Origin of the sequence: Paenibacillus sp. IHB B 3084 (genome assembly GCF_001447315.1) — a bacterium.
GTDB lineage: Bacteria > Bacillota > Bacilli > Paenibacillales > Paenibacillaceae > Paenibacillus.
In genome coordinates this window covers 4,498,814-4,522,416 of sequence record NZ_CP013203.1, presented here as the reverse complement: position 1 = coordinate 4,522,416, position 23,603 = coordinate 4,498,814, and the positions used below count along the sequence as shown (strand labels likewise).

General features: G+C 42.2%; 28 protein-coding genes. 8 read left to right on the top strand and 20 right to left on the bottom strand.

Annotation, left to right across the window (positions count from 1 at the left end):
- Window positions 1-157 precede the first annotated feature (157 nt).
- Window positions 158-871 carry a 2,3,4,5-tetrahydropyridine-2,6-dicarboxylate N-acetyltransferase gene (dapD, locus tag ASL14_RS21240; RefSeq protein ID WP_134913353.1) on the bottom strand — a complete coding sequence of 238 codons (714 nt, stop codon included), beginning with the start codon at window positions 869-871 and terminating at the stop codon, window positions 158-160.
- 111 nt (window positions 872-982) lie between these two features.
- A complete protein-coding gene (locus tag ASL14_RS21235) occupies window positions 983-1,888 on the bottom strand; it encodes a hypothetical protein (RefSeq protein WP_134913352.1) in 906 nt (301 codons plus the stop codon).
- A gap of 210 nt (window positions 1,889-2,098) precedes the next feature.
- Here ASL14_RS21235 and ASL14_RS21230 point away from each other — a divergent pair, with 210 nt between their 5' ends.
- Together ASL14_RS21230 and ASL14_RS21225 are read left to right on the top strand one after the other, a co-directional pair.
- Window positions 2,099-3,043 (top strand): DMT family transporter, encoded by a 945-nt coding sequence (locus ASL14_RS21230; protein WP_134913351.1) that lies wholly within the window; start codon window positions 2,099-2,101, stop codon window positions 3,041-3,043.
- Window positions 3,044-3,117: 74 nt separating this feature from the next.
- Window positions 3,118-3,981 (top strand): sulfurtransferase, encoded by an 864-nt coding sequence (locus ASL14_RS21225; RefSeq protein WP_134913350.1) that lies wholly within the window; start codon window positions 3,118-3,120, stop codon window positions 3,979-3,981.
- Between the two features lie 467 nt (window positions 3,982-4,448).
- On the opposite strand, the gene ASL14_RS21215 is transcribed toward ASL14_RS21225, so the two are convergent.
- From ASL14_RS21215 to ASL14_RS21195, 5 genes are all read right to left on the bottom strand, one after another.
- A complete protein-coding gene (locus ASL14_RS21215; RefSeq protein ID WP_134913348.1) occupies window positions 4,449-5,489 on the bottom strand; it encodes an NAD(P)/FAD-dependent oxidoreductase in 1,041 nt (346 codons plus the stop codon).
- A gap of 630 nt (window positions 5,490-6,119) precedes the next feature.
- Window positions 6,120-6,356 carry a hypothetical protein gene (locus tag ASL14_RS21210; RefSeq protein WP_134913347.1) on the bottom strand — a complete coding sequence of 79 codons (237 nt, stop codon included), beginning with the start codon at window positions 6,354-6,356 and terminating at the stop codon, window positions 6,120-6,122.
- A gap of 117 nt (window positions 6,357-6,473) precedes the next feature.
- Window positions 6,474-7,022: a GNAT family N-acetyltransferase gene (locus ASL14_RS21205; protein ID WP_134913346.1), complete on the bottom strand. Its 549-nt coding sequence runs from the start codon at window positions 7,020-7,022 to the stop codon at window positions 6,474-6,476.
- A 215-nt stretch (window positions 7,023-7,237) separates the two neighbouring features.
- Window positions 7,238-7,630, bottom strand: coding sequence for a DUF6979 family protein (locus tag ASL14_RS21200; RefSeq protein WP_134913345.1), 393 nt, complete (start codon window positions 7,628-7,630; stop codon window positions 7,238-7,240).
- A 207-nt stretch (window positions 7,631-7,837) separates the two neighbouring features.
- Entirely contained in the window at window positions 7,838-8,041 is a 204-nt protein-coding gene (locus tag ASL14_RS21195) for a helix-turn-helix domain-containing protein (RefSeq protein ID WP_019686344.1), read from the bottom strand.
- Window positions 8,042-8,209: 168 nt separating this feature from the next.
- Between ASL14_RS21195 and ASL14_RS21190 the strand changes: the two genes are divergently transcribed.
- The gene (locus ASL14_RS21190; RefSeq protein WP_134913344.1) at window positions 8,210-8,497 is read left to right on the top strand and encodes a hypothetical protein; all 288 of its coding nucleotides are present in this window, start codon (window positions 8,210-8,212) and stop codon (window positions 8,495-8,497) included.
- A 375-nt stretch (window positions 8,498-8,872) separates the two neighbouring features.
- Here ASL14_RS21190 and ASL14_RS21185 read toward each other — a convergent pair whose 3' ends face one another.
- The 4 genes from ASL14_RS21185 to ASL14_RS21170 form a co-directional block, all read right to left on the bottom strand.
- Window positions 8,873-9,319 (bottom strand): DinB family protein, encoded by a 447-nt coding sequence (locus tag ASL14_RS21185; protein ID WP_134913343.1) that lies wholly within the window; start codon window positions 9,317-9,319, stop codon window positions 8,873-8,875.
- A gap of 359 nt (window positions 9,320-9,678) precedes the next feature.
- Window positions 9,679-10,263 carry a histidine phosphatase family protein gene (locus tag ASL14_RS21180; RefSeq protein ID WP_044649242.1) on the bottom strand — a complete coding sequence of 195 codons (585 nt, stop codon included), beginning with the start codon at window positions 10,261-10,263 and terminating at the stop codon, window positions 9,679-9,681.
- Between the two features lie 585 nt (window positions 10,264-10,848).
- Window positions 10,849-11,721 (bottom strand): carbohydrate ABC transporter permease, encoded by an 873-nt coding sequence (locus ASL14_RS21175; protein WP_134913342.1) that lies wholly within the window; start codon window positions 11,719-11,721, stop codon window positions 10,849-10,851.
- A 16-nt stretch (window positions 11,722-11,737) separates the two neighbouring features.
- Window positions 11,738-12,688 carry an ABC transporter permease gene (locus tag ASL14_RS21170; protein WP_134914601.1) on the bottom strand — a complete coding sequence of 317 codons (951 nt, stop codon included), beginning with the start codon at window positions 12,686-12,688 and terminating at the stop codon, window positions 11,738-11,740.
- Window positions 12,689-12,862: 174 nt separating this feature from the next.
- Between ASL14_RS21170 and ASL14_RS21165 the strand changes: the two genes are divergently transcribed.
- From ASL14_RS21165 to ASL14_RS21155, 4 genes are all read left to right on the top strand, one after another.
- Window positions 12,863-14,662 (top strand): cache domain-containing sensor histidine kinase, encoded by a 1,800-nt coding sequence (locus ASL14_RS21165; protein WP_134913341.1) that lies wholly within the window; start codon window positions 12,863-12,865, stop codon window positions 14,660-14,662.
- A 237-nt stretch (window positions 14,663-14,899) separates the two neighbouring features.
- Complete coding sequence (locus tag ASL14_RS28375; protein WP_223264082.1) at window positions 14,900-15,232, top strand: response regulator; 333 nt, start codon at window positions 14,900-14,902, stop codon at window positions 15,230-15,232.
- Window positions 15,232-16,509 carry a helix-turn-helix transcriptional regulator gene (locus tag ASL14_RS21160; RefSeq protein WP_223264081.1) on the top strand — a complete coding sequence of 426 codons (1,278 nt, stop codon included), beginning with the start codon at window positions 15,232-15,234 and terminating at the stop codon, window positions 16,507-16,509. Before ASL14_RS28375 ends, ASL14_RS21160 begins: the two co-directional genes overlap by 1 nt.
- 104 nt (window positions 16,510-16,613) lie before the next feature.
- Window positions 16,614-18,296, top strand: a complete 1,683-nt coding sequence (locus ASL14_RS21155) for a type 2 periplasmic-binding domain-containing protein (RefSeq protein WP_134913340.1) — start codon at window positions 16,614-16,616, stop codon at window positions 18,294-18,296.
- A gap of 84 nt (window positions 18,297-18,380) precedes the next feature.
- Here the strand turns inward: ASL14_RS21155 and ASL14_RS21150 are convergent, their stop codons facing one another.
- The 9 genes from ASL14_RS21150 to ASL14_RS21115 form a co-directional block, all read right to left on the bottom strand.
- Window positions 18,381-18,551 carry a hypothetical protein gene (locus tag ASL14_RS21150; protein ID WP_223264080.1) on the bottom strand — a complete coding sequence of 57 codons (171 nt, stop codon included), beginning with the start codon at window positions 18,549-18,551 and terminating at the stop codon, window positions 18,381-18,383.
- A gap of 280 nt (window positions 18,552-18,831) precedes the next feature.
- Window positions 18,832-19,170: a P-loop NTPase family protein gene (locus ASL14_RS21145; RefSeq protein WP_134913338.1), complete on the bottom strand. Its 339-nt coding sequence runs from the start codon at window positions 19,168-19,170 to the stop codon at window positions 18,832-18,834.
- Window positions 19,171-19,481: 311 nt separating this feature from the next.
- Window positions 19,482-19,862, bottom strand: a complete 381-nt coding sequence (locus tag ASL14_RS21140) for a VOC family protein (protein WP_134913337.1) — start codon at window positions 19,860-19,862, stop codon at window positions 19,482-19,484.
- A 245-nt stretch (window positions 19,863-20,107) separates the two neighbouring features.
- On the bottom strand, window positions 20,108-20,461 hold the full coding sequence (locus tag ASL14_RS21135) for a hypothetical protein (RefSeq protein WP_134913336.1): 354 nt from the start codon (window positions 20,459-20,461) through the stop codon (window positions 20,108-20,110).
- Window positions 20,462-20,705: 244 nt separating this feature from the next.
- Window positions 20,706-21,281, bottom strand: a complete 576-nt coding sequence (locus tag ASL14_RS21130) for a GNAT family N-acetyltransferase (protein ID WP_134913335.1) — start codon at window positions 21,279-21,281, stop codon at window positions 20,706-20,708.
- 366 nt (window positions 21,282-21,647) lie between these two features.
- On the bottom strand, window positions 21,648-21,881 hold the full coding sequence (locus ASL14_RS28370) for a hypothetical protein (protein WP_223264079.1): 234 nt from the start codon (window positions 21,879-21,881) through the stop codon (window positions 21,648-21,650).
- Window positions 21,882-22,059: 178 nt separating this feature from the next.
- Window positions 22,060-22,242: a hypothetical protein gene (locus ASL14_RS27500; RefSeq protein WP_189338195.1), complete on the bottom strand. Its 183-nt coding sequence runs from the start codon at window positions 22,240-22,242 to the stop codon at window positions 22,060-22,062.
- 38 nt (window positions 22,243-22,280) lie between these two features.
- Window positions 22,281-22,682 (bottom strand): hypothetical protein, encoded by a 402-nt coding sequence (locus tag ASL14_RS21120; protein ID WP_189338194.1) that lies wholly within the window; start codon window positions 22,680-22,682, stop codon window positions 22,281-22,283.
- Window positions 22,683-22,876: 194 nt separating this feature from the next.
- Complete coding sequence (locus ASL14_RS21115; RefSeq protein WP_045244330.1) at window positions 22,877-23,080, bottom strand: helix-turn-helix domain-containing protein; 204 nt, start codon at window positions 23,078-23,080, stop codon at window positions 22,877-22,879.
- Window positions 23,081-23,251: 171 nt separating this feature from the next.
- On the opposite strand from ASL14_RS21115, the gene ASL14_RS28365 reads away from it, so the two are divergent.
- Window positions 23,252-23,539: a hypothetical protein gene (locus ASL14_RS28365; protein WP_134913334.1), complete on the top strand. Its 288-nt coding sequence runs from the start codon at window positions 23,252-23,254 to the stop codon at window positions 23,537-23,539.
- The last annotated feature ends 64 nt before the right edge of the window (window positions 23,540-23,603 follow it).

Genomic DNA, 23,603 nt, shown 5'->3' with positions numbered 1-23,603 from the left:
ATCAGGTTTATCAGACAAAAGAACAAAAGGACAAAAGCCCGGCGCAGCCGCCGAGCCTTGTCCGTTGTGCTTCGTCCCTAAATTGTGCTGTCAATGCATCATGCCACTGACAAGGAATCGTTCACCTTTTGTGCATTTAAAAATTCTTTTTTCAATCTTACAGAACGCGCAGGTCTTTCAAGATTTCAGTTTTTGATTTGGTCTTATCGTCGACCTGTTTGATCACACGTGCAGGTGTACCGGCAACTACGGAGTATTCAGGTACATCTTCGGTTACGACAGCTCCGGCTGCAACGACTGCACCTTTACCGATTCGCACGCCTTCCAATACGACGGCGTTCGCACCGATCAATACATCGTCTTCTACCACAACAGGCTGTGCAGATGGAGGCTCAATAACACCCGCAAGGACTACGCCTGCACCGATGTGACACATGTTACCTACTTTAACACGACCGCCCAGTACAGCATTCATATCAATCATTGTGCCTTCACCAATGGTGACACCGATGTTAATGACTGCACCCATCATAATGACTGCGTTATTACCGATACCAACCATATCGCGAATATACGCGCCTGGCTCGATGCGGGCATTGATGCCTTTCAGATCGAGCATAGGCACTGCGGAATTGCGGCGGTCGTTTTCCACCACATAGTCTTCTTCTTTAGCGTTAACGCTGTCCAATACAGGCTTGATGTCGGCCCAATCGCCAAATACAACGCCGCTGTCTCCGGAAATAAAAGCTTGAACATTCTCGCCGAATGATGCGGAAGCCAAAGCCCCTTTTACATATACTTTAACAGGTGTTTTTTTCTTACTGTTTTTAATCACGTTGATGACTTCTTGTGTATTCATTTCGATGGACATAGTAAATCGAACAACTCCTTCATCGCTTCATACGACTTCGCAAGCCGGAATGATCTTATTCTCTCATCCTTTATAGCACAAAAGTGCAGGTCTCGCAATTACGGATTCGAGTTACTTGTTGGCTTGCAGGCTCTCCAGCGATGTATAAATGAAGGATTCGAAGCCCTCGGCAGGCTCGCCCTGAGGAATGTTTACCTTCACGATGAAGCCGCCTGTTTTATTTTCTACAACAATATATTGGCGTGTGACCTTCGAACCGTTCGCTTGCAGGAACAGACGGCTGCTGGTCAGCGCTTGAGGCACTTTGGCTTTGTCTACTTTCACCGCTTTACCCATAGAAGACAGATCCTTTTCGCCTTCCTTTTGAAGCTCGTCCAGATTAAAATCGGAAGGCAGCTTCGTAATTTCAGCGTAATAGTTATCATCTACAGCCAAGGCTACGCGGTTTTGATCAGGAAACAGGGACATGGGGTCAAACACATACAGTGAATATCCCCCTCCTTCAGCCAATGTAGCGGTCTGCTTTTCCTTTTTCCCTTCAAGCCCAAGCTCAAAAGCTTGAGTTTTCGGGCGTTCACCGCCTACTGCTTGACCGGAGCTGCCGTTTTGCGTGCTGTCTGTTGCAGTTTCTGTTTTTTCAATTTTCGTCAAAATCAGTTGCTTGGCAACCGCGTCGCCTTCCACTGCTTTTTCGTTGTATTCAAATGCGACCGAATCGCCTTCCTCAAGTCCGGCTACCACCGTGTTCAGTCCGTCACCCAGTTGGAAAGACTGGGCTTCACCATTGGTTTCAATTTCAACCGTGTGCGGGTCAGCGGCTCCGTTGTATACGCCCGTTCCCTTTTTAACCTCAGGCTCGGCGATTGGCTCTGGTTTAACTTGTGGCTGTTGCGTCTGCGGTTGGTCTGCCCCTTGAGTTGCGGTATTATTGGTTTGCGGTTTCGTTCCACAGGCTGACAGAGCCAGCACTGACACTACAGTTAACAGTATGATTGAAAATGTGTTGCGTTTTTTCATAAAATCCACCTCCACTTATGATAGACGAGTTTGTGCGGCAAAAGTTCTACGCAGCTTCATACTTAAAATCCTTCTCCCTGCTCCTGCTTTTTATATCCCACGCAGATGTCAGGTACGGTATAATGGGCTGTATTAAACCTAATTTTCGAGATACCGAAGGAAGGAAACGTACACGTATTATTCTTCCTCCGTACTGGATGGAGCTGTCACATGAATCAAGCGCACAAACCGTCATTTTCCTTTGAACTACTGTACATCGTAGGTATTATCGCTATTTCGTTCTCCTCGATCTTCGTAAGATGGTCTGAAGCCGAGGTGTCCGTCATCGCTATGTACCGCTTGTACCTGACCAATCTGGTCATGCTGCCTCTGGTCTGGAAATACCGCACCGAGCTGTTTAGCCTGACTCGCAAGCAATGGATGCTAATCATCTGGTCCGGTATTGCACTAGGGCTGCACTTCTTGCTCTGGATGGGCTCGCTGCGACTGACCACAGTTGCAAGCTCTACCGTTATTATGACACTGGAGCCGATCCTTGTCATGCTCGGTTCTTTTTTGTTTTTCCGCACGGGCACAAACCGCGCTATGCTCATCGGAGTGGGCCTGGCTTTTGTTGGCTCGCTGGCGATCGGAGCCGGGGATTTTCATGCCTCGGGACAAGCCCTGCTTGGAGATGCCTTATCTTTTCTGGGGATGGTGGCCGTCTCTATCCATATGCTGATGGGCAAGCATCTGCGCGAGCATTTGAGCGCCTTTGTGTATAACTTTTGGGTATTCGCCATCGCGGCCACATCGCTTGCGCTGTATAATGTGATCAACACGATTCCTTTTACCGGATATGCTCCACGGGAATGGGGATTGTTCCTGTTGCTCGCCATTGTGCCCACGCTGTTCGGCCATTACCTGTTTAACTGGCTGCTCAAATACATTAACGCCACAGCGGTGTCGATGGCAGTACTCGGTGAGCCCGTTATTTCTTCCTTGCTAGCCTGGGTGTTGCTAGGAGAAAAACTTTCTGCCTTACAATTTGGCGCAGGCTTCATCATTCTGTTCGGGGTATGGATTTTTATCCGATACGGAACAGATTTCAAGAAGCAAGTTGTCCACCAAAGTGAATTGCCTGCCAGTGAGCTTCCCCTTAAGACAGGCTCCTAACTTATTTACCCCATTTTCATGAACGGTACTCAATTGAATGATCTTAATGATAAAAAGGAAAGGCGGAATCCCTTATGAAATCCCTTGTATCCAAACGCTGGCTGTTAGCTCGACTATATGAGCCAGATATCATCATCGCAGACTGCCGTTCTCTGCTCGGACAAGCCGGAGCGGGACGGGCTCAATTTAATGAGGATCATATTCCGGGGGCTGTTCACTTCGACCTGGAGGAAGACCTCACGGCTCCTCTGGGTGAACATGGTGGACGTCATCCTTTGCCGGATGCTGACACACTTGCCGCGCGCCTGAGTCGCGCCGGAATCAACGCCTCTTCGCGCATCATCGCCTACGATGATCAAGGCGGCATGATGGCTTCCCGCTTCTGGTGGCTGCTGCGCTATTTGGGACATGAGCAGGTATATGTGCTGGATGAAAGCTACAATGCTTGGAAGGAAGCGAAGTTCTCAATTACAGCAGACCAGCCGATTCGTATTCCCTCAACCTTTGTAGCGAACGTTCAGCCACAAATGCTCACAAGTATGGAAGAAGTACAACGTATATCCGAAGGTTCTGTTCCTATTGGCTCCTATATCGGTTTTTCACCTATATTGATCGACTCCAGAGAGCGGCCGCGCTACCTGGGACTGGAAGAGCCCATAGATCAAGCAGCGGGGCATATCCCCGGTGCGGTGAATTTCTTTTGGAAAGGGGTTTTGGACGAAAAGGGTACATTTAAAAATTCGGAACAGTTGCAGCAGCACTTTGCCGACCTCGATCAGAACGCTGAGATCATCGTATATTGCGGATCAGGCGTATCCGCCTGCCCGAATGTTCTGGCCTTGAATGAGGCAGGATTTAGTAAGGTGCGGTTATATCCGGGGAGCTGGAGCGATTGGATTTCTTATGAGGAGAATCCAATTGTGGTGGGGGAAGAGTAAAAGCGGAAAGATGCATAGCAGTATGTAAAGTCTGAATACATCACCAAGCGATTTCCTAAGTTATATCTTTAGCAGGAGCGGTTGGATTTCTTACAGTGAAAATTCTATTGCGACTGGGGAAGAGTAGAAGGCTTAAGTAGGTATATAGTATGTAATTTGGAGTACATCGCTCATGTGGCGATGTACTCTTTTGCGTTGTGCTCAGGAGTATCGAGGTCAACACGGAGTCAACGAATGGGGGTGAACGTACTTACAAAACGGTAATGTTGATTTTGGGAAGCTTTGTATTCTACATTCTGGCCCCCACCTTTTGAAAGTTGAAAGACACTGTGATTTTGCTCGTGGTCGGACGACCACCATCGTCATGCTGGAGCTGTATATTGTCCTACAGCACCTCACGTACATGCGATTCCACTTGATTCACAACCTCACGCGCGAGAAACAGCGAGAACATCCCTCGAGTGGTCCTAAAATCGGGAGAGTCGACAAGGGTCTAATTCACTTCTTGATTCCCGATCGATTATTTCACTTGCAGCCAGATGCGCAATCAGCGGCGCCAGCGTAATCGCAGAATGCATCACCGCCAGATAAAGTCCCTTTATGTGATCTTGGAAGCCCACGATCGGATAGCCGTCTTCAGGCATTGGTCTCATCCCGACCTTTATGCTTTCCAGTTCCAGTTGATTCCCGTCCTTCAGACTGCGACGCAACGTGTCGAACGCTCGCTTACCGACCGCCTCTGGTCCGTTTTCCTCCGACTCGTCGATATAATCTTCCGCAGCCAGCAGCGTATAATCCGTCAGTTGACGCGCTTCAAATTGCGCATTTGAGATTAATGTGCGTATCAGTTTATTCGCAGTTTTCATCCGAATCAGAATGGAAGGCGACGACGTTACCGGCACGGGACAACCTAACGGGTTGCAAAGTTCGGGTATGCCTGTACCTGCGGCCAATACCACGACATCCGACTCCAGAAAACCCTTGGACGTATGGACGCCGACCAGGCGGGAATCTTCTTGCTGCAGCTGTGTAACGTTGGTACCGAACTGAACCTTTGCTCCGTACTCCTGCGCTTTGCTCAACAACAGCTCCGTTACCCCTATAGGGTCTACCGCACCTTCTTCGCTGGCAAACATCGCTTCATCTGGATATTCCTTCAGATTCGGCTCCAATGCCTCAAGCTGCTCCCGGTTTAATTTTTGAAAGTGGAGTTGCTCCCTTAGGGGCGGAGTGCCCCAAGTCAGCGCTCCATGCCAATGAATTTTCAGTTCGGACAGCTCTTGCTGAAGCGCATGATATTCTTCCAAAGCTGCATCGTACAAATGCCAGTATTCGGGAGCCACCCTATGAGTCGTATGTATCCATGCAAAAGATTTTTCCGTGACTTCACGCGCCGCGGCGGGGTGTCGTTCAATAACTGTTACATCTTGATTTCGTTTGGCCAGATGATAGGCCACGGAAGCCCCGACAATCCCTGCGCCAATAATCACGATTTTTTGTTTATTCAATAATGACTCCTCCTTTGTCACCCTATTGTAACATAGGCGTCATGATAATCAGACGTTATAACATATGAGGGCAGTTGGAGCGACTGGATCAGCTATGAGGAAAATCCGGTGGCTACCGGAGAGGAATAGGCATTCTCAACGGATACACAGGTTCTAAAGCAAATAAACTGCCCAAGCAACTATAGCTCATGGCAGTTTATTTGCTTTGTTTGAAAATCAACAAGAACTCAACTTGAGCTTAGTGAGAATGATTTCTTGAAATTGCAACCTTCTACAGAACTCCAAAGCTGACTTTTTTCTACGTTCTATTGGTTTGCCCCGATTGCATATAACGTTTCCGCATCTATGACATGACCCGACCTTAGATAGCTCTTATCTTAGGCCCTATCGTGTGTTATCTGAATATGCTTCTGTGCTTGACACCTGATAACCAAAGGGCAAAAGCCCCGCAGCTTAGATGCATTGTTATATGATTTCGGCGACATCCTTAATTTCAATTCATTTATTCTTTTTCAAAATTCACTTACGTAATTCTAATGTTTTCAAGTCAATTATAAAATTTTGTTGTTTCAGAATATCCAACCCGAGGAGTCCTTTATGTATCTTAAGGCAATATGCCTACATCTATTTCTATATTTTGAATGCTGTATCTCTGCGGAGGTGAATCACAAAGTCTTGATTTGATGTATGGTACACTATGTTCCCAGGCTTTACTTGAAAAAACTCTTTATTCGCATCTTCTTCTGATATTGTGCGAATCGGTGCAACTTCATCTACTATTTTTTTGTTGTCTTCCTCATGATAATTAATTATAGAAACCAGAACAAATTGGTCAGGGAACAGTTCTCTAACTTCTTGCCATTTCATGTGTTCTACCTCCTACAAATTCGTCCTAATTCTTCTTTTTATGATTTTGACATATGCCGCAGCTTGAATATTATGTTATGCGTAGTTCCTGACTCCTATGAATTGCTAACATTTGTTTTATTTTTCTTTAAATCTACCCATTACAATGCTACTGTATAGTCTACCATCAGTAAGCAACTTATCATGTTTTAATACTCCTTCAATTTCAAATCCTTGTTTTTTATATAATTCTATTGCGTTCTCATTTGTCTCTAACACGTTCAATACCATTTTTTGTATACCAACTGAATCAGCCCATATTATAGACTCTCTTAATAGATTCTTTCCAATTCCATATCCCCAAAATTCTTTTAGTACGCATATTCCAAATTCCACTTTATGCAATAGTCGCTTTAAATTTGTTCCTTCGCACCGCGAAAAACCAACAATGCGATTTTCAATTTCAGCAACTAAGAATAGGTTCCTTGGACTCGCTTGATCTGTTTTAATTATCTCCTCAAATCCGGAGGCGTCAATAAATTCTTCTCCACTTTCTCTGTCCATATTTTCTGTCTCGCTATCAATTTGTAATCGTAGCTCAGACAAGCTTTTTGCATCTTCAACTGCTGTAGATCTAATACGATATTTTAGTTCTTTCACATTAAAGTCATTTGGTTTAATAATCATTACGAATCTTCCCCTAATTGAAATGATCTTATAGTCAGTTCATTAATTATTTTTTTAGGAATTACGCCTAATGTTCTAACGATTCCTGAACCCGTCAGGGTTGTCTGCTGAAGTGCCTCTCCGAAATCCTTCCCGCAGACCCAGGCTCCATCGGAGCCGCTGCTTGAATATTATGTTATGCGTTGCAATTGCCATCCCTGAGAATACCATGAGGATTATCCTTGTATGTAATTCTTCTTAGAGAGTGCCTTTACAACATCCATTTGATGATTGTGTGATATTCCACTATTATTAGTAACCTTGTTCCATAGTTCTTTAATGTTTTCTAATAGATTTGGTTGTACCTTTATTAATTTAACAGCCTTAATTGCATAATCCTTGTTTTTTGATTTTCTTCTTGTGTTATAAAGACCTTTTGGAATCCCTTCAATACATCCCTCTTCGCATAATCCCAGAAAAGCGTTCTTTGGACACCCCTTCTTTTGCCCCCATGATCCTTTACCAAACAATTCAGACGTAGCAATATCCCAGGCTTCGACTGGTGAATTAGTTGCTCCTTGATAAATTAGCTCTACTGCTTCAATAGCTGCTTGGTCATACTTGCTCATTTAAATCCCCCTTGAGTTAACTTCAAATATATGCAAGTGTTTCGCATAACGCTTCTGTATTCATGAACCCCAAAGGGGTTGTATGCTGAGATGCCTCTTCGAAATCCATCCGCAGACTAAGCTCCGTCAGGAGCGCAGCTTGAATATTATGTTATACGACAGAATCACTTCTTCGATCAACCAAAATTCTTCCTTGATCCTAATCTGTCATTGCTCTGCTATGTGTTCCAATAAATCTCCTGGTTGACAACCTAAAGCCGTACATAATTTATCAATTACTTCTAATGACACATATTCATTCGTATTGAGCTTCGCCATTGTAGCAGACGAAATCCCCGTCATTTTCAGTAAATCCTGCTTCTTAATTTCCCTGTCGATCAATAATTTTTGAAAAGGTTTGTAACTAATCATCTGATATTCCTTTCACACATGAAGTGAATTTTCTTTAATTATATGAAATTATATTTTCTTTATCAAAAACATTTTCAACATGTATTGACTTATATGTTCGTGATAAAATTATATTCAATAAGTTAAACTTTTATTCGCAAAATTAAATCCATTGGATGGTGTTCAATTATGCATAATTCTTTAGAAGTCTTACTCGATTCACTGATTCGTAATCGAATTGAATCTTTATATGGCGAGCTTATCAAAAACAACTCCAGCTACGACCAGTTCTCATCCGAACGGAATCTTTACTTCAAGCAGTTACATGAACTACTATCAGAGGATATACAAAAGACTCTATTCCTTTTTGATGACGCAGACCTTTCTGTTCAAACTATTTTAGAGCGTGAAATCTATTTGCAAGGTTTTAAAGATGCTCTTCATCTACATAACGAATTAGATTTATCTTTAGATTGAGAGCCTATTGGCTCTTTTTTCTTTTGATTCTGTCGTATAATGTTGCACATTTCTTACGTTCAAGCGGCTTAAGGTGCGTAGCATCGGGTCGTCAGACTTAGCCGTTTGAATGATCGTCTGAATAAGCTTCTCCGAAAACCCACTTGGCGACCAAGGAAAGGTAGCGACGAAGCAGAAATTAATGTTATAGGATGTCAGCGTCTTCTTTGTATTCCCCAACTTTAGTTATTTTTAAATATCGTGTCTCGTTAGCGTAACAACAATGCGTAATATCTGAATTGTATTTTACAAGTTTACGTAGCAACGTTATCCATGAGTTCAACAAGCAAACAATTAGAACAGTTCTTCAGCAAGGGGTTACTTAATCTGATACATCTATCTTACAAAAGTAATATAATCAATGTTAACTGGATCAATACCATCTACTCGAAGTCGCGAGTTAATCTGTCCTCGATGATACTGACCATGAAGTGCTACGTGAGTTAAAATATCTCGTATAGAAATCATAAACTCTTTACCACTACTATTTGTGTATGTTATTAAGTTATCCAGGTCAGTTTTTGCTATTTCAGCGAGAAATGTTTTGAAGTTTTCTTCATTTTGTTTAATAAGTTTTGCACAGACTGTTATATCACCATCCGACCAGATAGGCATTTGTGAACTGTCCATTCCTTTTAATCTAGTTAACCATATTTGTTCAGCATATAGAATATGAGTAAATAAACTTAACTGCTGCTCCCCAATCTCTACATTTTGAAATACTTCTAGAATGCTTTGATTAGCCCAATTTAAATGCTCAAACATCTTTTGAATTGTTTTCAATGGTACCGCCTCCTACATTATCAATCACTTGTTTTATATGAATTCTATAAAAAGAGAAAACAAAGTTCTACCCGTTCTTTAACTCAACCGTCCGATAGCTGAAAGGCATCTTTGTAATAAATGATCAATAACTTATAATGTATTTTTATAATGTTGCTGATTTCCTATAACGTTTCTGTGTTCACGACGTCCAAGCGGCTTAAGGACCGCAGGTCCGGGTGGCTCTGCCACTTAGCCGGTTGAATGTGTCCGGTGGATTATCCACTCCCCTGAAATGCCTCTTCCGGACCAAGGGTCGAGCTTGTCTCGGCCCGCAGCGTTGAATGCAATGTTATATGATATCACAGCCTTTCTCGAATTCACCCACAATTCACTTCTTTATATATTCTTTGAGTATCTATTAATTCTTCATCATTGAACTCCATTCTATATACATCTGGTTTTGAGGTTTTCATTAAGAACTCATACCCGTATTGATCATCGAAGTATCTCATCATTAATATCATGACCAACCCATGTGTTCCTATTGCTATCTTCTGCCCCTTGTAGTTCATTATTATTTCTTTTAATCTTGTTACAGATCGTCTTTGACAGTCATTTATGGACTCACCAAAAGGTTCCTTATAATAAGGGTCTTTAAACATCTTGCTTACGAGTGAGTATACTTCTTTGTCTGGAATAATCGTATCCTCTCTTGAAAATACAAGTTCTTTAAGATCTTCAAACACTAAAATCTCTTTATCACTTTGTTGTGCCAACTCTTCAATTGTTAGGATTGCTCGAATATATGGACTTGAAATAAATACACTAATTCCTTCATCCTTCAGCAGTTCGGTTATTCTATGGGAATCAAACTTTCCTTTTTTAGTTAATCCTCGAGTTCTTTCATTTCCTTCCGATTTGGATGATTCACTATGTCTAACAAAGTAAATATATGTTTTCATATTTGCCCCCAGGATAATATTCAATTGATATATTCATAGCTATGATTTCACCTAACGCTGATAATGATACAAGATGGCAGTTTGCTCATTACTTATCAGCGTCTTTAATCCCACAGTTATTTAATGCGATTATAAAGTCAAGCATGATCTCTTTTATATTACTTTGATCGCACTTTATATAGGTTTGGATTTGAGAATATTCTGGCATCTCATTCCCTCATTTCATCATTGCGTGTATTTCAACTAACATCTAATCTATGTACTTCGTAAATACTGCATCTTCAAGTTAGTATCTGAACTACATATATGATAACGCACTCAGTTCCACTTGCGAAGAAAAAATTGGTGAAAAAGGAATATTAAGCAGAGTGCTCAAGCTTCCATATCCATGTGATCCAGCAGGCTCTGAATACGCTGGATATTTTTCGTGCTGACATGCTTATAGCGCTGTGTTATAACTACTACTAAATTAAGCGTTGAGTTTTTACTCTCCCCCACCTCTACGTTAAAAAAGAAGTTACATGGCCTAGTCTCGGACTAGTTCAGTAACTCCCTTTTCAAACCCTATTTCAATAGGTAGATTTATTATTCTTTTACCGCCCCGACCACGATCCCGGTCACAAAATAACGTTGCAGAAACGGATACACGAGCAGGATCGGCAGTGCACTGATAAAGATTTGCGAGGCCCGAATGGTTCGCTGGGACAGATTGGCGACGGCTTCCGGGTCGAGCTTGGACATGTCGGCCTGAACGATAATCGTCTGCATAAATGTCGCCAGCGGAAGCTTTTCTGAATCTCGAATATAGATCATCCCGTCAAAATAAGAGTTCCAATGTCCGACCATCATGAATAGGGAAACCGTGGCAATGACGGGTATGGAGACGGGCAAATATATTTTGATAAAAGTCTGCAAATGCCCTGCCCCATCAATAAAAGCGGCTTCCTCCAGATCCTTGGGTACGGTACGGAAGAAATTAAGCAGCAGAATAATGTTAAATACCGCAACCAATCCAGGCAGAATCAATGCCAGCAATGTATTCATCAGTCCAAGCTTCAGAATCAGAATGTAGCCCGGAATGAGACCACCGCTGAATAACATGGTGATGACAAAATACCAAAGGTAGATATTGCGTGCACGGAAGACTCGCGTCTCCTTGGAAAGCGCATACGCTGCAATCGTATTTACCACTAACGCAAGTCCCGTTCCAAGTACCGTCCGCTTCACAGACACCCACAAGGAGGAGAGGAAATTGGCATTATCAAACGTCTTCGCATAGGCTTCAAGCGTAAAGCCAATCGGCCAGAACGTAACCAGTCCGGCATTGGCAGGTGCGGATGCGCTAAGAGATACCATGAGCAAGTGATATAAAGGCAGCAAGCAGAGCAGCGAAAGGATGGTCAGGAACACATTATTGAATATGCTGAATACTCGATATGGAATCGTTTTATGGTACATCGGCTCGTCATCCTTTCTAGAAAATTCTGTACCCCGCGAATCGGTATGCCAGTCGGTATGAGATCACGATCAGGATTAAGCTAATAACCGATTTAAATAAATTCACGGCGGTAGCGAAGCTGAACTGCCCACTAAGCAGACCTTCCCTGTACACAAAGGTATCGATGATATCCGCTTGCTGATAGATTAATGGACTATATAAGTTAAAGATCTGATCGAAGTTTGCATTGAGCACATTGCCTAGTGCCAGGGTTGCGATCACGATCCCAATCGGAATAAGCGCCGGGATGGTAATATACATCGTCTGCTTCCAGCGCCCCGCCCCATCCACTTCAGCCGCTTCATAGAGTGACGGATTAATACCGGACAGTGCCGCCAGGAAAATGATCGTGTTGAAGCCAAACTCCTTCCAGACATCACTTGCAATGATCGTAAAGCGGAACCAGTTGCCATCCCCCAGGAAGAAAATCGGCTTGATGCCGAATACAGAGGAAAGGAATTGATTGATGATCCCTGTCTGGGCCAGAATATCGATCAGAATGCCTGATAGCGTAACCCAAGACAAAAAGTGCGGAAGATACACGAGCCTTTGAATGGTTCTTTTAAGGGCCATCTTCCTGACCTCATTCAACAATAAGGCGAAGATAAACGGAATAATCAGGTTCATTACCATTTTGGAACAGGCAAAAAACAGCGTATTCCACGTAATTTGCAGGAAATAATCATTCTCCCACATGTACCTGAAATGCTTCAGTCCGACCCATTCAGAATTAAAAAAACCGAGTGCAGGTTTATAGTCTTGAAATGCCATAAGAACTCCGGACATCGGAATATACGAAAAAATAAAAACCATAATCGCCGCCGGCAACACCATCAAGTGGAGAATCCATGGTTGTTTATAGACTTTCTTTTTTCTTCTATTCGGCTTGCTCCCAATGTTTGCCTGTGGCACCCGGTTAGCCTCCATATTAGCCTCCATAGCGCTCTCCTGTTCCCAAAAAGTTTTTGTGTGTAATGGGGATCTCTGCTATAAATAGTATCAGGCAATCCTCAGGTCTGACTATATAACATTGTTAGGCCGGATATGGTTTTGTTAGGATATCGATTGAAGGAGACTTTTATATATATGAAGGAGGCTTTTATGAATATATGGAAGCGCTTTATATTATTCCAAGGAACGGCTCGATCCCGGTTTAGTCTGTTTGCCAAAATAAACGGCTTAATCGTGGTTTTGTTCATCCCCATTATTATCATGTATACCTACTCGAACAATGTCACCTACGATGTCGTAAGCAAAGAGCTGCAAATATCCAATACCAAACAGCTCACGTTTTTATCCAGTCAGATCGATTCCCGCATTAATCAGATGATGGATTTCAGTCTTATTCTCTCTAGAGATCCCAATGTCAGAGCATTCAATGGTTTGAACATGTGGGATGATCTTTATGACCAGATGCAGACCCGATATGTCATTCAGGAAAAGATGATGCTTCAATCCGGGGTCACCGATATATGGCCCACCCGATATGCTGTGTATTCACAGCAGAACCAAGATGTCATCGCCAACTACAACAGATCATCAGGTTATGATGAGAATTACCTAAAAAGAAATATGAGTGGCCAATGGACATATGGTGATCATGGTACGGAATCTCAAGAGGAGCTTCAATCTTTTTACTGGTTCTTTACCGATTCCTTGGCCCAGCCGGGGATGTTGACGGGAAGCAACCTGGTGATTGAAGCCAGCTTCAGTTATGAGAACATTCAGAACATGCTGGATACGTACAAGAAAGGTGGACAAGGCGATCCCTTCTTTTATCACAAAGGGAATTCGCCCATTCTGAACCGCAGTGCAGACAAGCAGCTATCTGAAGAACTCATTCGTTATCTGGATACTCACTCTTCGGAGGACACTACACAGGATGTCGTGAAGCTGAATGGGAAGAACTATCTGGTCAGTTCTGTAAAGTCTTCATATTTGGATTGGCATTTAGTAGATGTGGTCCCACTCTATCAGATCCTGCAACCCATTTCACTCAGTCGGAACCTGTTCTATATCTCTATGATTCTGCTATTTGTTGTGGGCATTTCCGCTTCCATACTACTGTACAGAAACGTTCAATATCCGATCAAAAAGCTGATTCAGGGCTTACAGCGTGTGGAGTGGGGAGACTACTCCGTACGTCTGCATAGCAAGGATCAGAATGAGTTCTCATTTCTGTTTCATCGATTTAATGATATGTCTCATCAAATTCAAGATCTCATCGAGAATGTATTTCATGAAAAGATCAGAGCCCGGGAAGCTACGCTGAAGCAGCTGCAGGCGCAGATCAATCCCCATTTTCTGTATAACTGCCTTGGCTATATCATCAATATGGCCCAGATGAAGGATGAAGAAGCGGTCATCTCTATGGCTTATAACTTAAGTGCATACTATCGCTATACCACCCGAGTGGAACGAGAAACGTCTTCTTTGAAGGAAGAAATCAAGCTGCTCGTCAACTATTTGGATATCCAAAAGCTGCGCAATGGGAGAATTGAATATCACATCGATATCCCTGAGCATATGCTTAGCCAGTCTGTTCCACGTTTAATGCTTCAACCGATTGTGGAAAATTCGGTCATTCACGGCATAGCGAAGTCGTATTCATCTGGTGAAATCCGAATTAGCGGGGAAAGCTCGGACGGTTTCTGCAAAATTTACATTGATGACGACGGACCCGGCCTGAGCCCGGATCAGTTGGAAGCTCTGAATCGTAAAATGCAGCAGCCGCTGCAGGAGGAAATGGGCTGTGGTCTTTGGAATACGAACCAGCGGATCATGCATCTATTCGGCAATCAGTCATGCCTTATTTTCAAGCCGTCCCCGCTCGGCGGATTCCGAACAGAGATCATCTGGGAGATTCCAACAGAGGAAGAAAATCATAACGATATAAGTTGAACTAAACATTTACACGATAACGGAGAGGGCAGATCTGGAGAAGTGAAGCGTTCGCCTAAAAGCTTTCTGAAAGAAAGCTACATCGGAAGCATAGGCTTATCCCCGGATTTCCCCTTTTGTAAGGGATTCAAAAAATCTGGGATAACAGCGATCGGAAGATGGTTCTGACCGCGCAGTGGTCCCGTGTAAAATCATTCGTTCAACTTATATATACAAACCATCAAGGAGACAAATAACATGCAGATGATCATCGTAGACGATGAAGCACACTGGGTAGATAACCTTTCCATGACCAAACCCTGGCACACGCTGGGGATTGAACATGTGCATAAAGCTTACTCAGCACATGAAGCACTACAAATTATCGATACGCACCCCATTGATATTGTGATCTCGGATATTCAGATGCCCGAAATGACAGGGATTGAACTGATCGAACGGATCAGAGTCCGTGACAAAAAAATAAAGTGTATTCTTTTATCCGGATATTCCGAATTCGATTACGCCAAAAAAGCCATCCAGTACGAGGCCGTTGATTACTTGCTGAAACCCCGACTGACGATGAATTGATGGGCGCCGTTCAAAAGGCCATTGATCAATTAAACACAGAATGGGAGCTCATAAGCTCACTTAAACGAACCCAGTTTACCCTTCGGGAGAATCTGCCCCATTTACGTGGTCGACTGCTCCTTGAGGCCTTACAGGGACATCGATTCGCAGCCGGCGAATGGGAACGGAAACTTGTGAATTACGATCTGCCCTTCCACGCTGGAGATTACGCGTTAATGCTTGTACGTATGGAAGAAGAATTCAGGCACTATGACAACAACGATCAAACCTTGATCGAATATGCAGTCATCAATATGGCTGAAGAGATTATGGGTGAGTTTATGGAAGTCTGGGGTGTGAAGGAGGAACATGGATATCTGGTGTTTCTGCTTCAACTTAAAGAGAACGATACCGACATTGGAAAAGAAACTATACTGGAGAAGCTTTCTGTGCAGCTTCAGTCTAAGGTCAAGCAGTTCCTGAAGGGTTCCCTCTCCATCGTCATCACCGAGTGGTTCCCGTTTCCAAAACAGCTATATGACCGCTTTCGGCAGGCCTCGGCTTATTTCCGGCAAATTGTCGGAGATGAGCGCGAATTCGTGATGCGGGTCAGTGACGTGGAAACGCCCGCAGCGCAGGGCCCCCTGGATGTCCTGTATACTCCGCCCTCTTTCATTCATCTGTTGGAAAGCGGGCAATGGGATGCCGCAGAAGAAAAAATAGTAGCCGTCTGTGAGGAGCTGGATGAGAAATGGTCGGAATCGTGGGAGCATTGTATGGAGGCAGGTTTTTTAATTACGGCTTCTTTCACCAATCTCGCACACCGAAATAGGCTTACTCTGGCTACCTTAATGGGTAGCGATATTGAGTGGCTGCAGAGCGGGAAAGCTTTCTCCACCATCAGTAAACTGCGAAAATGGTCGCTTAGTGTGCTCGGCAAACTCAAGGAAGGCACGTCCAACGAAATCAAAGACATACGTTCCGAGTATGTGAAGAAGATTCAGGATTTTACGGATAAAAACCTGCATCTGGATGTTTCCCTCCGTGTACTGGCCGACCATGTCAATCTGCATCCGACCCATTTGTCCAAGATTTATAAGATTGAAACTGGTGAAGGCATAAGTGATTATATCTCGCGCCTGCGCATGGATCGTGCCTGTCACAAGCTGAAAATGACCACCAAAAAAGTATATGAAATCAGCATGGAGATTGGATATATGGACCCTGCTTATTTTATCAAGGTGTTCAAACGCCAGTTTGGGGTCACGCCGCAGGAGTACAGAGACCATCATAAATAGCATGATAGAGTCCTATCGAAACTAAAAAACTCATATAGATGCCATCCCCGCCGACTTGATACAGTTACATTTGTAAAGATCATACACCGTAGGGGGATTGAAGAATGATCAAATTCAAAACATGGTGGTCGCTGCTCATGGTCATTGCACTTATCACAATTACAGCCTGTGGCAGTGGCGAAACATCCAATGGGAATGCCACGAACGATAATACGCCGGCGGCGGTCGGTTCATCCGAAGCAGAAGCTGCTTTTGCAAAAGGGAAATACGATCCACCCATTGAGTTCAGTTCGGTGTTGATGCCGAAGAAATACGTTCAAGGGGACACCAAAGAAAATAACGTTCACGATCGGTGGATGCTGGAAACGCTGGGCATGAAGCATAAAGATACCTGGTATCCGGCCAATGATGATCAATACAAACAAAAGCTTCAGTTGGCCATTGCCTCTGGCGAGAAGCTGCCTGATTTCGTTTCGGTACCCACCAATGCGGTATTGACCAATCAACTTATTGATTCCGGTCAATTCATTGCCATTGATGAGTTGTTCGACAAGTATGCAAATAAAATTCTGAAAGACCACGCGGCAGCGCATCCGGAGCTATGGTACCCTTTCACCAAGGACGGCAAGAAATACAATATGCCGATCCTGGAATACACAGATAATAACGACACGCTGCTGTGGCTCAGGGAAGATTGGATGGAAAAGCTGAATCTGGAAGCTCCCAAAACCATCGCGGATCTTGAAAATATCATGGATAAATTCAAGAACGAGAACCCGGATGGCTTAGCACCTAATGAAGTTTTCCCACTCGCAATTTCCTTGAAAAATAATACAAACACCTGGATGGGCTCACTCGATTGGTTATTCGGAGCATACGGCACGATCCAGGAGCAGTGGAACAAAGACGCCGATGGCAATCTGGAGTACGGCTCCATTAATCCAGGTGCAAAGCAGGCACTCGCGAAGCTTAGTGAATGGATGGAAAAAGGCTATATTCATACCGACTCCGCCCTGTGGGATGAAGGTAAATCTGCGGAGAGCTGGACGAAAGGCGCCGCAGGCATTCTGCCCGGAGCCAACTGGATTCCAGACTGGCCAGCCCCCGATCTGTTGAAGAATGTACCTGGAGCGAAAATTAAAGCTTATCCGATTCCAGCAGGTCCAGATGGACTCATCGGTACGAAATGGCAGAACTCCGGCGTCAACGCCAGTATTATGATTAACAAGGACGCGAAGCATCCTGAAGCCATTTTCCTGTACTATAACTATCTGCTCGATAACCTGGCTAACCCGGCCGCTGGCAGTGAATATGAATACGGCTTCGCCAAAGGCTACGATTGGGACATCGTGGACGGACAACCGACCAGTGATAAAGAGAAGATTAAAGACTTCTCCAACGAGTTCCCTTTCCTGACTGGCCCGGCACGTATCCCGGATCTGTACATGAAGACACTCGTTAAACTGGCTGATGGGAAGACGCCAGAAACCCCTTATGAGAAACAAATGGCCGAGTTCCGCAAACCCGAAAACTGGGCCGCAGCCAAGGTAGTCATGTCGCAATTAGACATTCGCAAGCAAAACTACTTCACCGGTGCTGCGACACCAACGATGGTATCCAAATGGAACCTGCTTCGCCAGTCCGAAATGGAAACCTTCAACAAAATCATCTACGGCAAGCTACCGATCGATGCCTTTGACCCATTTGTAGCCAATTGGAAATCCAATGGCGGTGACCAGATTACGCAAGAAGTGAATAATTGGTTCAAGTCGGTGTCTGGGAAGTAAGGGATAAAAATAAGAAACAAATATAAAACAAGCCGAAGCGTGTGTTTTTGTCGTTTCGGCTTGCTTTGGTTTAGTTTAAGATCGCTACGCTTTATAGGCATTCGGCCTTTCGTTTTCGCCTTCTGCCCCCATAGACTGACTCAGCAAGGAAACCGTGAGCTGAATGCCATCCTGTAATCCTTGTAAGTATAACCTCTCATTCTGTATCCCCTTGCTTAGAATATGCCGATCCTCCCACTCTGCATATTCAGGCATCCTTTCAACGTCCTTGCCTTCAAACAAGGCTTCAAACACCATTACATATCAATTCGCAAACGTCAGGACTATGGTGATTGTCCCGGTACTTCATCTGAGGCTGTCGGAGTAATTGTAAAAGCCATAAAGATAATACAAAGGTATTATAAGTATTCACTCCCTACCTTCAAGCAGCAGCGCCCCCTCCTTTTGAAATGACTTTCCAATAGATTGAGTGGCTTGCCAGCAAACGATTAAAGAGGAATGGAAGCAAGCGCCATATACAAATAAATGCAAAAATTTATCTCCTGCTCAATATGTTGACAAGTGGCACTTCAACTGCCGACAGTTCCATATTTCTTGGCATCAGTGCAACGTCCTCATCATGCTGAAAAATGCCTTCCTGCGATCTTCTATCATACTTTTTACAAGTAATGTCGCCAGAGATAACGACAACTATTCGACTCATGGTAGCCCAATGAATCTGTAAGATTACCTTAAGCATCCCATCCACCAGCAAATACCTTCTTACCTGCGGCAGCCGGACCTGTTCCCGGTTGAAGGCAGTTATCGTTTTTCCAACGCCATATTTCTGATTCGCTAGAGCAATAACTTTCCCCAGCGCTTTGCCCCTTTTCACAAATAAAGCCGATTGCCCTGAGGTTCAGGCAACCAGCTTTCTGAAAGAGAACTTATATAGAAGAGGATCTCAATTTAAGGCACTCTCTTCTATACTCAATTTTGTCAATGAACCATTTCTTCTTGTTCTAATTCTTCACAAGTAGGCTTTCGCCTAACGTTTCTGTATTCACAATGTCCGACGAATGTCGGATGTGTCTGGCTGTTCTCGCCCTCGAAATTCCTCGGCCAGACCGAGGACGACAGCCCGAAGCGTGAAAATGGTGTTATTGGATGTTCAGGCCATCTTCGAATTGCACCCACTTATTTCGCTTATTGTTTCTTGCCAACTGCAATCCATCTTTTATCAATGTCTTCGAATACAAATTCTTTGTTATTATAATCCGTTGTTGATAATGGCCGTACAATCTTTACCCCTAACTCACTCAAACTTCTTTCCATTTCCTCTTGATTCTCTGTAATAAAATACGCATCATACCCATATCCATGAACTTCTCGATTAGGTACTATAGCCTCTTTATTTGATTTTGTCAGTACAATCTCGATTCGATCCTTATAAAGGCAAATATGTGGTTCTACTGAATCTAGACATTTTTCTGCCCTGAATCCAATTTGTTCATAAAATTTCGCTGTCTTTTTCATATCAGAGCTGGGGAACATTTGAAGACAATTTGTAAAACCTTTAGTAGTCATGTTATTCATCCTTTTCTTTTTTTGTTTTTCATTTACAACAAACATTTAGAATTTTCAATAGGATTGTTTATTAATATATTGCCCGAGTTTCCAATAACATTTCTGTATTCATGAGCCCCAAAGAGTTGTCCCCAGCCTCCACTTCTTCGCTTTAGCTTCTGAAGACCAAGGAGCGCCAGCGACGCAGCAGGAATATGATGTTATAGGATGTCAACGACTTCATTGAATTTACTAAGTATTCTCTACTATTTCATTTCGTTTATAATGCTTTGGAGTCCTGTAAGATTCCCTTTATCTAATGTTGAATAATAATTCACATGTTTTTGGGCCGCATCTAAAGCTTTTATAAAATATTCCTTCCCAAAATCCCTTCTAATACTTTCAAATATGAATCTATTGGTTTCATTATTAAAGGCTCTTTTATACACTTCTCCATTCATCATTGCCAAAAATATGGTGATAAATGCTTGTGCCGATCCTTCATTCATTCCTGTCATCTTGTTAATTTCTTTCTTTCCTTCAGTTCTTGTAATACGCCCTGAATATACTTTTTTAGCTATCTCGTAAGCTAACTCACTCATATCCATAGTAATTTTCATACACATTCCCCTTATGTTAAAATCACGTCATATATTATTCTTCAGATGTCTATATCTGTTGAGTCTAGTACATTAAAGATATGCGTTGATTTCCTATAACGTTTCTGTATTCATGAACCCCGAAGGGGTTGTCTGCTGAAATGCCTCTCCGAAATCCTTCTCACAGACCTAGGCTCCAACGGAGCCGCAGCTTGAATATTATGTTATAGGATGTCAGTGCCTTCCCGAATTAGCTCACCATCTTTCAAAAATCTATCTTATGAATTTTATAATGGTTATATATTTCATCATCTATTTCTATCTCTCCGACAAACTTAAAATTACTTTTTTGAATAACTCTATTCGATGCACCATTCTCTAGTAATGCAATTGCATTTAATTCTTTGATCTCCGTGTTATCAAATAAATACTGAATTATTCCCTGAACTGCTTGAGTCGTATATCCTTTACTTCTATGGTCTTTTGAAATACCATACATGATTTCTCTGTTTGATGCTGGAAGATCGTCTTTTATTCCTGAACAACACCAGCCAATAAATTTTCCCGTTTCTTTAAGTACGATCCCTAGCCTCAGTCTAAGATCACCAACTTTCAGTCCTTCTTCTACACGTTTAAGAAATTGATTGTTTTCTGGTATTTCATAATTCTTCAACCAGTCTAGTCTGACTTCTTTTTCAACATTCCAACCTGGTAAGAACTCATAAATCTCCGGTTGCCATGTAAGTTCATGTAATTCATTTAAATCTTCTAATTGATATTCGCGAAGGATAATGTCTTTACATTCTATTGTCAGGCTGTACGGGTTCTTTTCAGAGTGCATATAAATCCTCCTTTGTTTGTATTGATATTACGATGATTCGCACTGATTTCCGATAACGTTCTTGTATCTACGAATCCGAGAGGCTTAAGGCGCAAAGCGCCGGGTCCAACGGACTTAGCCTCGCAGGGTTGTGAGCTGATCCCGGATTCTCTGCTTTCCACTTCTAGCGAACCAAGGGCAACGCCCGCAGCGTAGATGCGATGTTATGTGAGGTCAGCTCTTCTTCGAGTCAACTAATAATTATGCTTCCTTGCTAGTTTCCACTTCATAAATAAATTTATATCACTTATAGCATCTAATATTATTCCTTTATGTTCTATATTATTTTTAATTCTTTCAAAATGATTGGTTTTACTAGTCTTTTATCTAACTGTTTTTAGTTCTTGCTATATGTGCTAATCCCAATACAGAATTCGCTCTTACATTTGGATTATCATGTTGCGCTGATTTAAGACATATATCTTGAGCAAACTTCCAATTGTGATGATACATTCCAACTGAAAGTGGTAAATATATAAGTTCTTCTACTTCTTGACGAGTTAAAATATCTTTTATTTCCTGATCTGTGTATTCTTCGATATGCTTGTAAATTCGCTTCATAGTACTTGCTCCTAAATATAATCTTTTTATTCCTAGCTGATTTCACATAACGTTCCTGTATTCACGACCCAGCGTATGCTGGGTGGCCGGCGAATGCCGGACCCAGGGCGTATGCCCGCAGCGTGAATATTATGTTATATGAAGTCCGTTTAGTTGTTTAGCTTACCCAACAATGCTTTTACACTTGAAGTGTTATTTTTTTGTCTTTTGTTGTCCATGCCACAGTCATATTAAATTTCTTGAGCAGTTGAATTAACTCGGCTATATCTTCAACAGCTCCATCAGTATAAACATATAATTTTCTTAAAGTTTTATCTTGAGGCTTTTTGTTTTCAGGAAGTTTCACTTCGTGCTTTAACACTGTTTTATCAGCTTCATCTACTACTTTTAACTCGCTTATTATGCTTCTATTTTTCTTAATTCAGTAATTTTGTTGTCACGATTTATGCTTTGAGGAATGCTACTATTAAGCTGTTCAAGAAAGTTCTTAAAATCAAAAGAACCTGAACTTGAATTTAGCTGTAATTCCTTTATCAGAGCTTCTTTCAATTCATCTTTTATATATACTTCAAACTGACCTTTACTATGGTTACCATATACCTTTACAGGCTTTATAAGGTTGGTGTTTCTCAGATATATAAATAATTTGTCTTTTGAATCTTTGTCTTCATCTGATAAAAACATCATAAATAAGAATCTTCCTTTTCCAACTTTGGTTTCAAAGATTAATGTTTTATCATCCGATGCGATAGCCTCTGCATAAATGTTATTCAATTTATTAAAATTAAATTGTGTTGTCATTTCTGTTCCTCTCATTTTTTAGGATTTCATATAACGTTTTCGTATTCATGAACCCCAAAGGGGTTGTCTGCTGAAATACCTCCCCGAAATCCATCTCCCAGACCCAGGCTCCATAGGAGCCGCAGCTTGAATACTATGTTATATGACGGAATCACTTCTTCGATTAACCAAAATTCATTCTTGATTCTAATCTGTCATTGTTCTGTTATATGTTCTAATAAATCTCCTGGCTGACAACCTAAAGCAGCACATAATTTATCAATCACTTCTAATGATACATATTCGTTCGTATTGAGTTTCGCCATTGTAGCAGACGAAATACCTGTCATTTTCAATAAATCCTGCTTCTTAATCTCCCTGTCGATCAATAATTTTTGAAAAGGTTTATAACTAATCATCTGATATTCCTTTCACACATCAAGTGAATTTTTCTTTAATTATATGAAAGTATATTTTCTTTATCAAAAACATCTTCAACATGTATTGACTTAATTATTTGATATGATAAAATTATGTTTAATAAGTTGAACTTTTATTCATAAAATCAAATACATTGGATGGTGTTCAAAATGCATAATTCTTTAGAACTCTTACTTGATTCACTGATTCATACTCGAATTGAATCTTTATATTGCGAGCTTATCAAAAACAACTCCAGCTACAACCAGTTCTCATCCGAACGGAATCTCTACTTTAAGCAGTTACATGAAGGAGTACCGGAGAATATACAGAAGACCCTATTCCTTTACGATGATGCTGAGCTTTCTGTTCAAGCTATTTTAGAACGTGAAATTTATTTGCAAGGTTTTAAGGACGCTTTTCACCTGCATAACGAATTACATATATCTTTAGATTGAGAGCCTTCTAGCTCTTTTTCATTTTGATTCTGTCGTATAACGTTTCTGTATTCATGAACCCCAA

What these genes read in the sequence shown, in the direction of transcription:
- ASL14_RS21170 (WP_134914601.1), bottom strand. Translation starts at nt 12,688, where the DNA reads ATGGAGGCTAACCGGGTGCCACAGGCAAACATTGGGAGCAAGCCGAAT.
- ASL14_RS21120 (WP_189338194.1), bottom strand. Translation starts at nt 22,682, where the DNA reads ATGACAACACAATTTAATTTTAATAAATTGAATAACATTTATGCAGAG.
- ASL14_RS21115 (WP_045244330.1), bottom strand. Translation starts at nt 23,080, where the DNA reads ATGATTAGTTATAAACCTTTTCAAAAATTATTGATCGACAGGGAGATT.
- dapD (WP_134913353.1), bottom strand. Translation starts at nt 871, where the DNA reads ATGTCCATCGAAATGAATACACAAGAAGTCATCAACGTGATTAAAAAC.
- ASL14_RS21195 (WP_019686344.1), bottom strand. Translation starts at nt 8,041, where the DNA reads ATGATTAGTTACAAACCTTTTCAAAAATTATTGATCGACAGGGAAATT.
- ASL14_RS21190 (WP_134913344.1), top strand. Translation starts at nt 8,210, where the DNA reads ATGCATAATTCTTTAGAAGTCTTACTCGATTCACTGATTCGTAATCGA.
- ASL14_RS21130 (WP_134913335.1), bottom strand. Translation starts at nt 21,281, where the DNA reads ATGCACTCTGAAAAGAACCCGTACAGCCTGACAATAGAATGTAAAGAC.
- ASL14_RS21150 (WP_223264080.1), bottom strand. Translation starts at nt 18,551, where the DNA reads ATGCCTGAATATGCAGAGTGGGAGGATCGGCATATTCTAAGCAAGGGG.
- ASL14_RS21225 (WP_134913350.1), top strand. Translation starts at nt 3,118, where the DNA reads ATGAAATCCCTTGTATCCAAACGCTGGCTGTTAGCTCGACTATATGAG.
- ASL14_RS21200 (WP_134913345.1), bottom strand. Translation starts at nt 7,630, where the DNA reads ATGAGCAAGTATGACCAAGCAGCTATTGAAGCAGTAGAGCTAATTTAT.
- ASL14_RS21175 (WP_134913342.1), bottom strand. Translation starts at nt 11,721, where the DNA reads ATGTACCATAAAACGATTCCATATCGAGTATTCAGCATATTCAATAAT.
- ASL14_RS21180 (WP_044649242.1), bottom strand. Translation starts at nt 10,263, where the DNA reads ATGAAAACATATATTTACTTTGTTAGACATAGTGAATCATCCAAATCG.
- ASL14_RS21155 (WP_134913340.1), top strand. Translation starts at nt 16,614, where the DNA reads ATGATCAAATTCAAAACATGGTGGTCGCTGCTCATGGTCATTGCACTT.
- ASL14_RS28375 (WP_223264082.1), top strand. Translation starts at nt 14,900, where the DNA reads ATGCAGATGATCATCGTAGACGATGAAGCACACTGGGTAGATAACCTT.
- ASL14_RS21210 (WP_134913347.1), bottom strand. Translation starts at nt 6,356, where the DNA reads ATGAAATGGCAAGAAGTTAGAGAACTGTTCCCTGACCAATTTGTTCTG.
- ASL14_RS21235 (WP_134913352.1), bottom strand. Translation starts at nt 1,888, where the DNA reads ATGAAAAAACGCAACACATTTTCAATCATACTGTTAACTGTAGTGTCA.
- ASL14_RS21165 (WP_134913341.1), top strand. Translation starts at nt 12,863, where the DNA reads ATGAATATATGGAAGCGCTTTATATTATTCCAAGGAACGGCTCGATCC.
- ASL14_RS28370 (WP_223264079.1), bottom strand. Translation starts at nt 21,881, where the DNA reads ATGAAGCGAATTTACAAGCATATCGAAGAATACACAGATCAGGAAATA.
- ASL14_RS21135 (WP_134913336.1), bottom strand. Translation starts at nt 20,461, where the DNA reads ATGAAAATTACTATGGATATGAGTGAGTTAGCTTACGAGATAGCTAAA.
- ASL14_RS21160 (WP_223264081.1), top strand. Translation starts at nt 15,232, where the DNA reads ATGGGCGCCGTTCAAAAGGCCATTGATCAATTAAACACAGAATGGGAG.
- ASL14_RS21205 (WP_134913346.1), bottom strand. Translation starts at nt 7,022, where the DNA reads ATGATTATTAAACCAAATGACTTTAATGTGAAAGAACTAAAATATCGT.
- ASL14_RS21230 (WP_134913351.1), top strand. Translation starts at nt 2,099, where the DNA reads ATGAATCAAGCGCACAAACCGTCATTTTCCTTTGAACTACTGTACATC.
- ASL14_RS28365 (WP_134913334.1), top strand. Translation starts at nt 23,252, where the DNA reads ATGCATAATTCTTTAGAACTCTTACTTGATTCACTGATTCATACTCGA.
- ASL14_RS21140 (WP_134913337.1), bottom strand. Translation starts at nt 19,862, where the DNA reads ATGACTACTAAAGGTTTTACAAATTGTCTTCAAATGTTCCCCAGCTCT.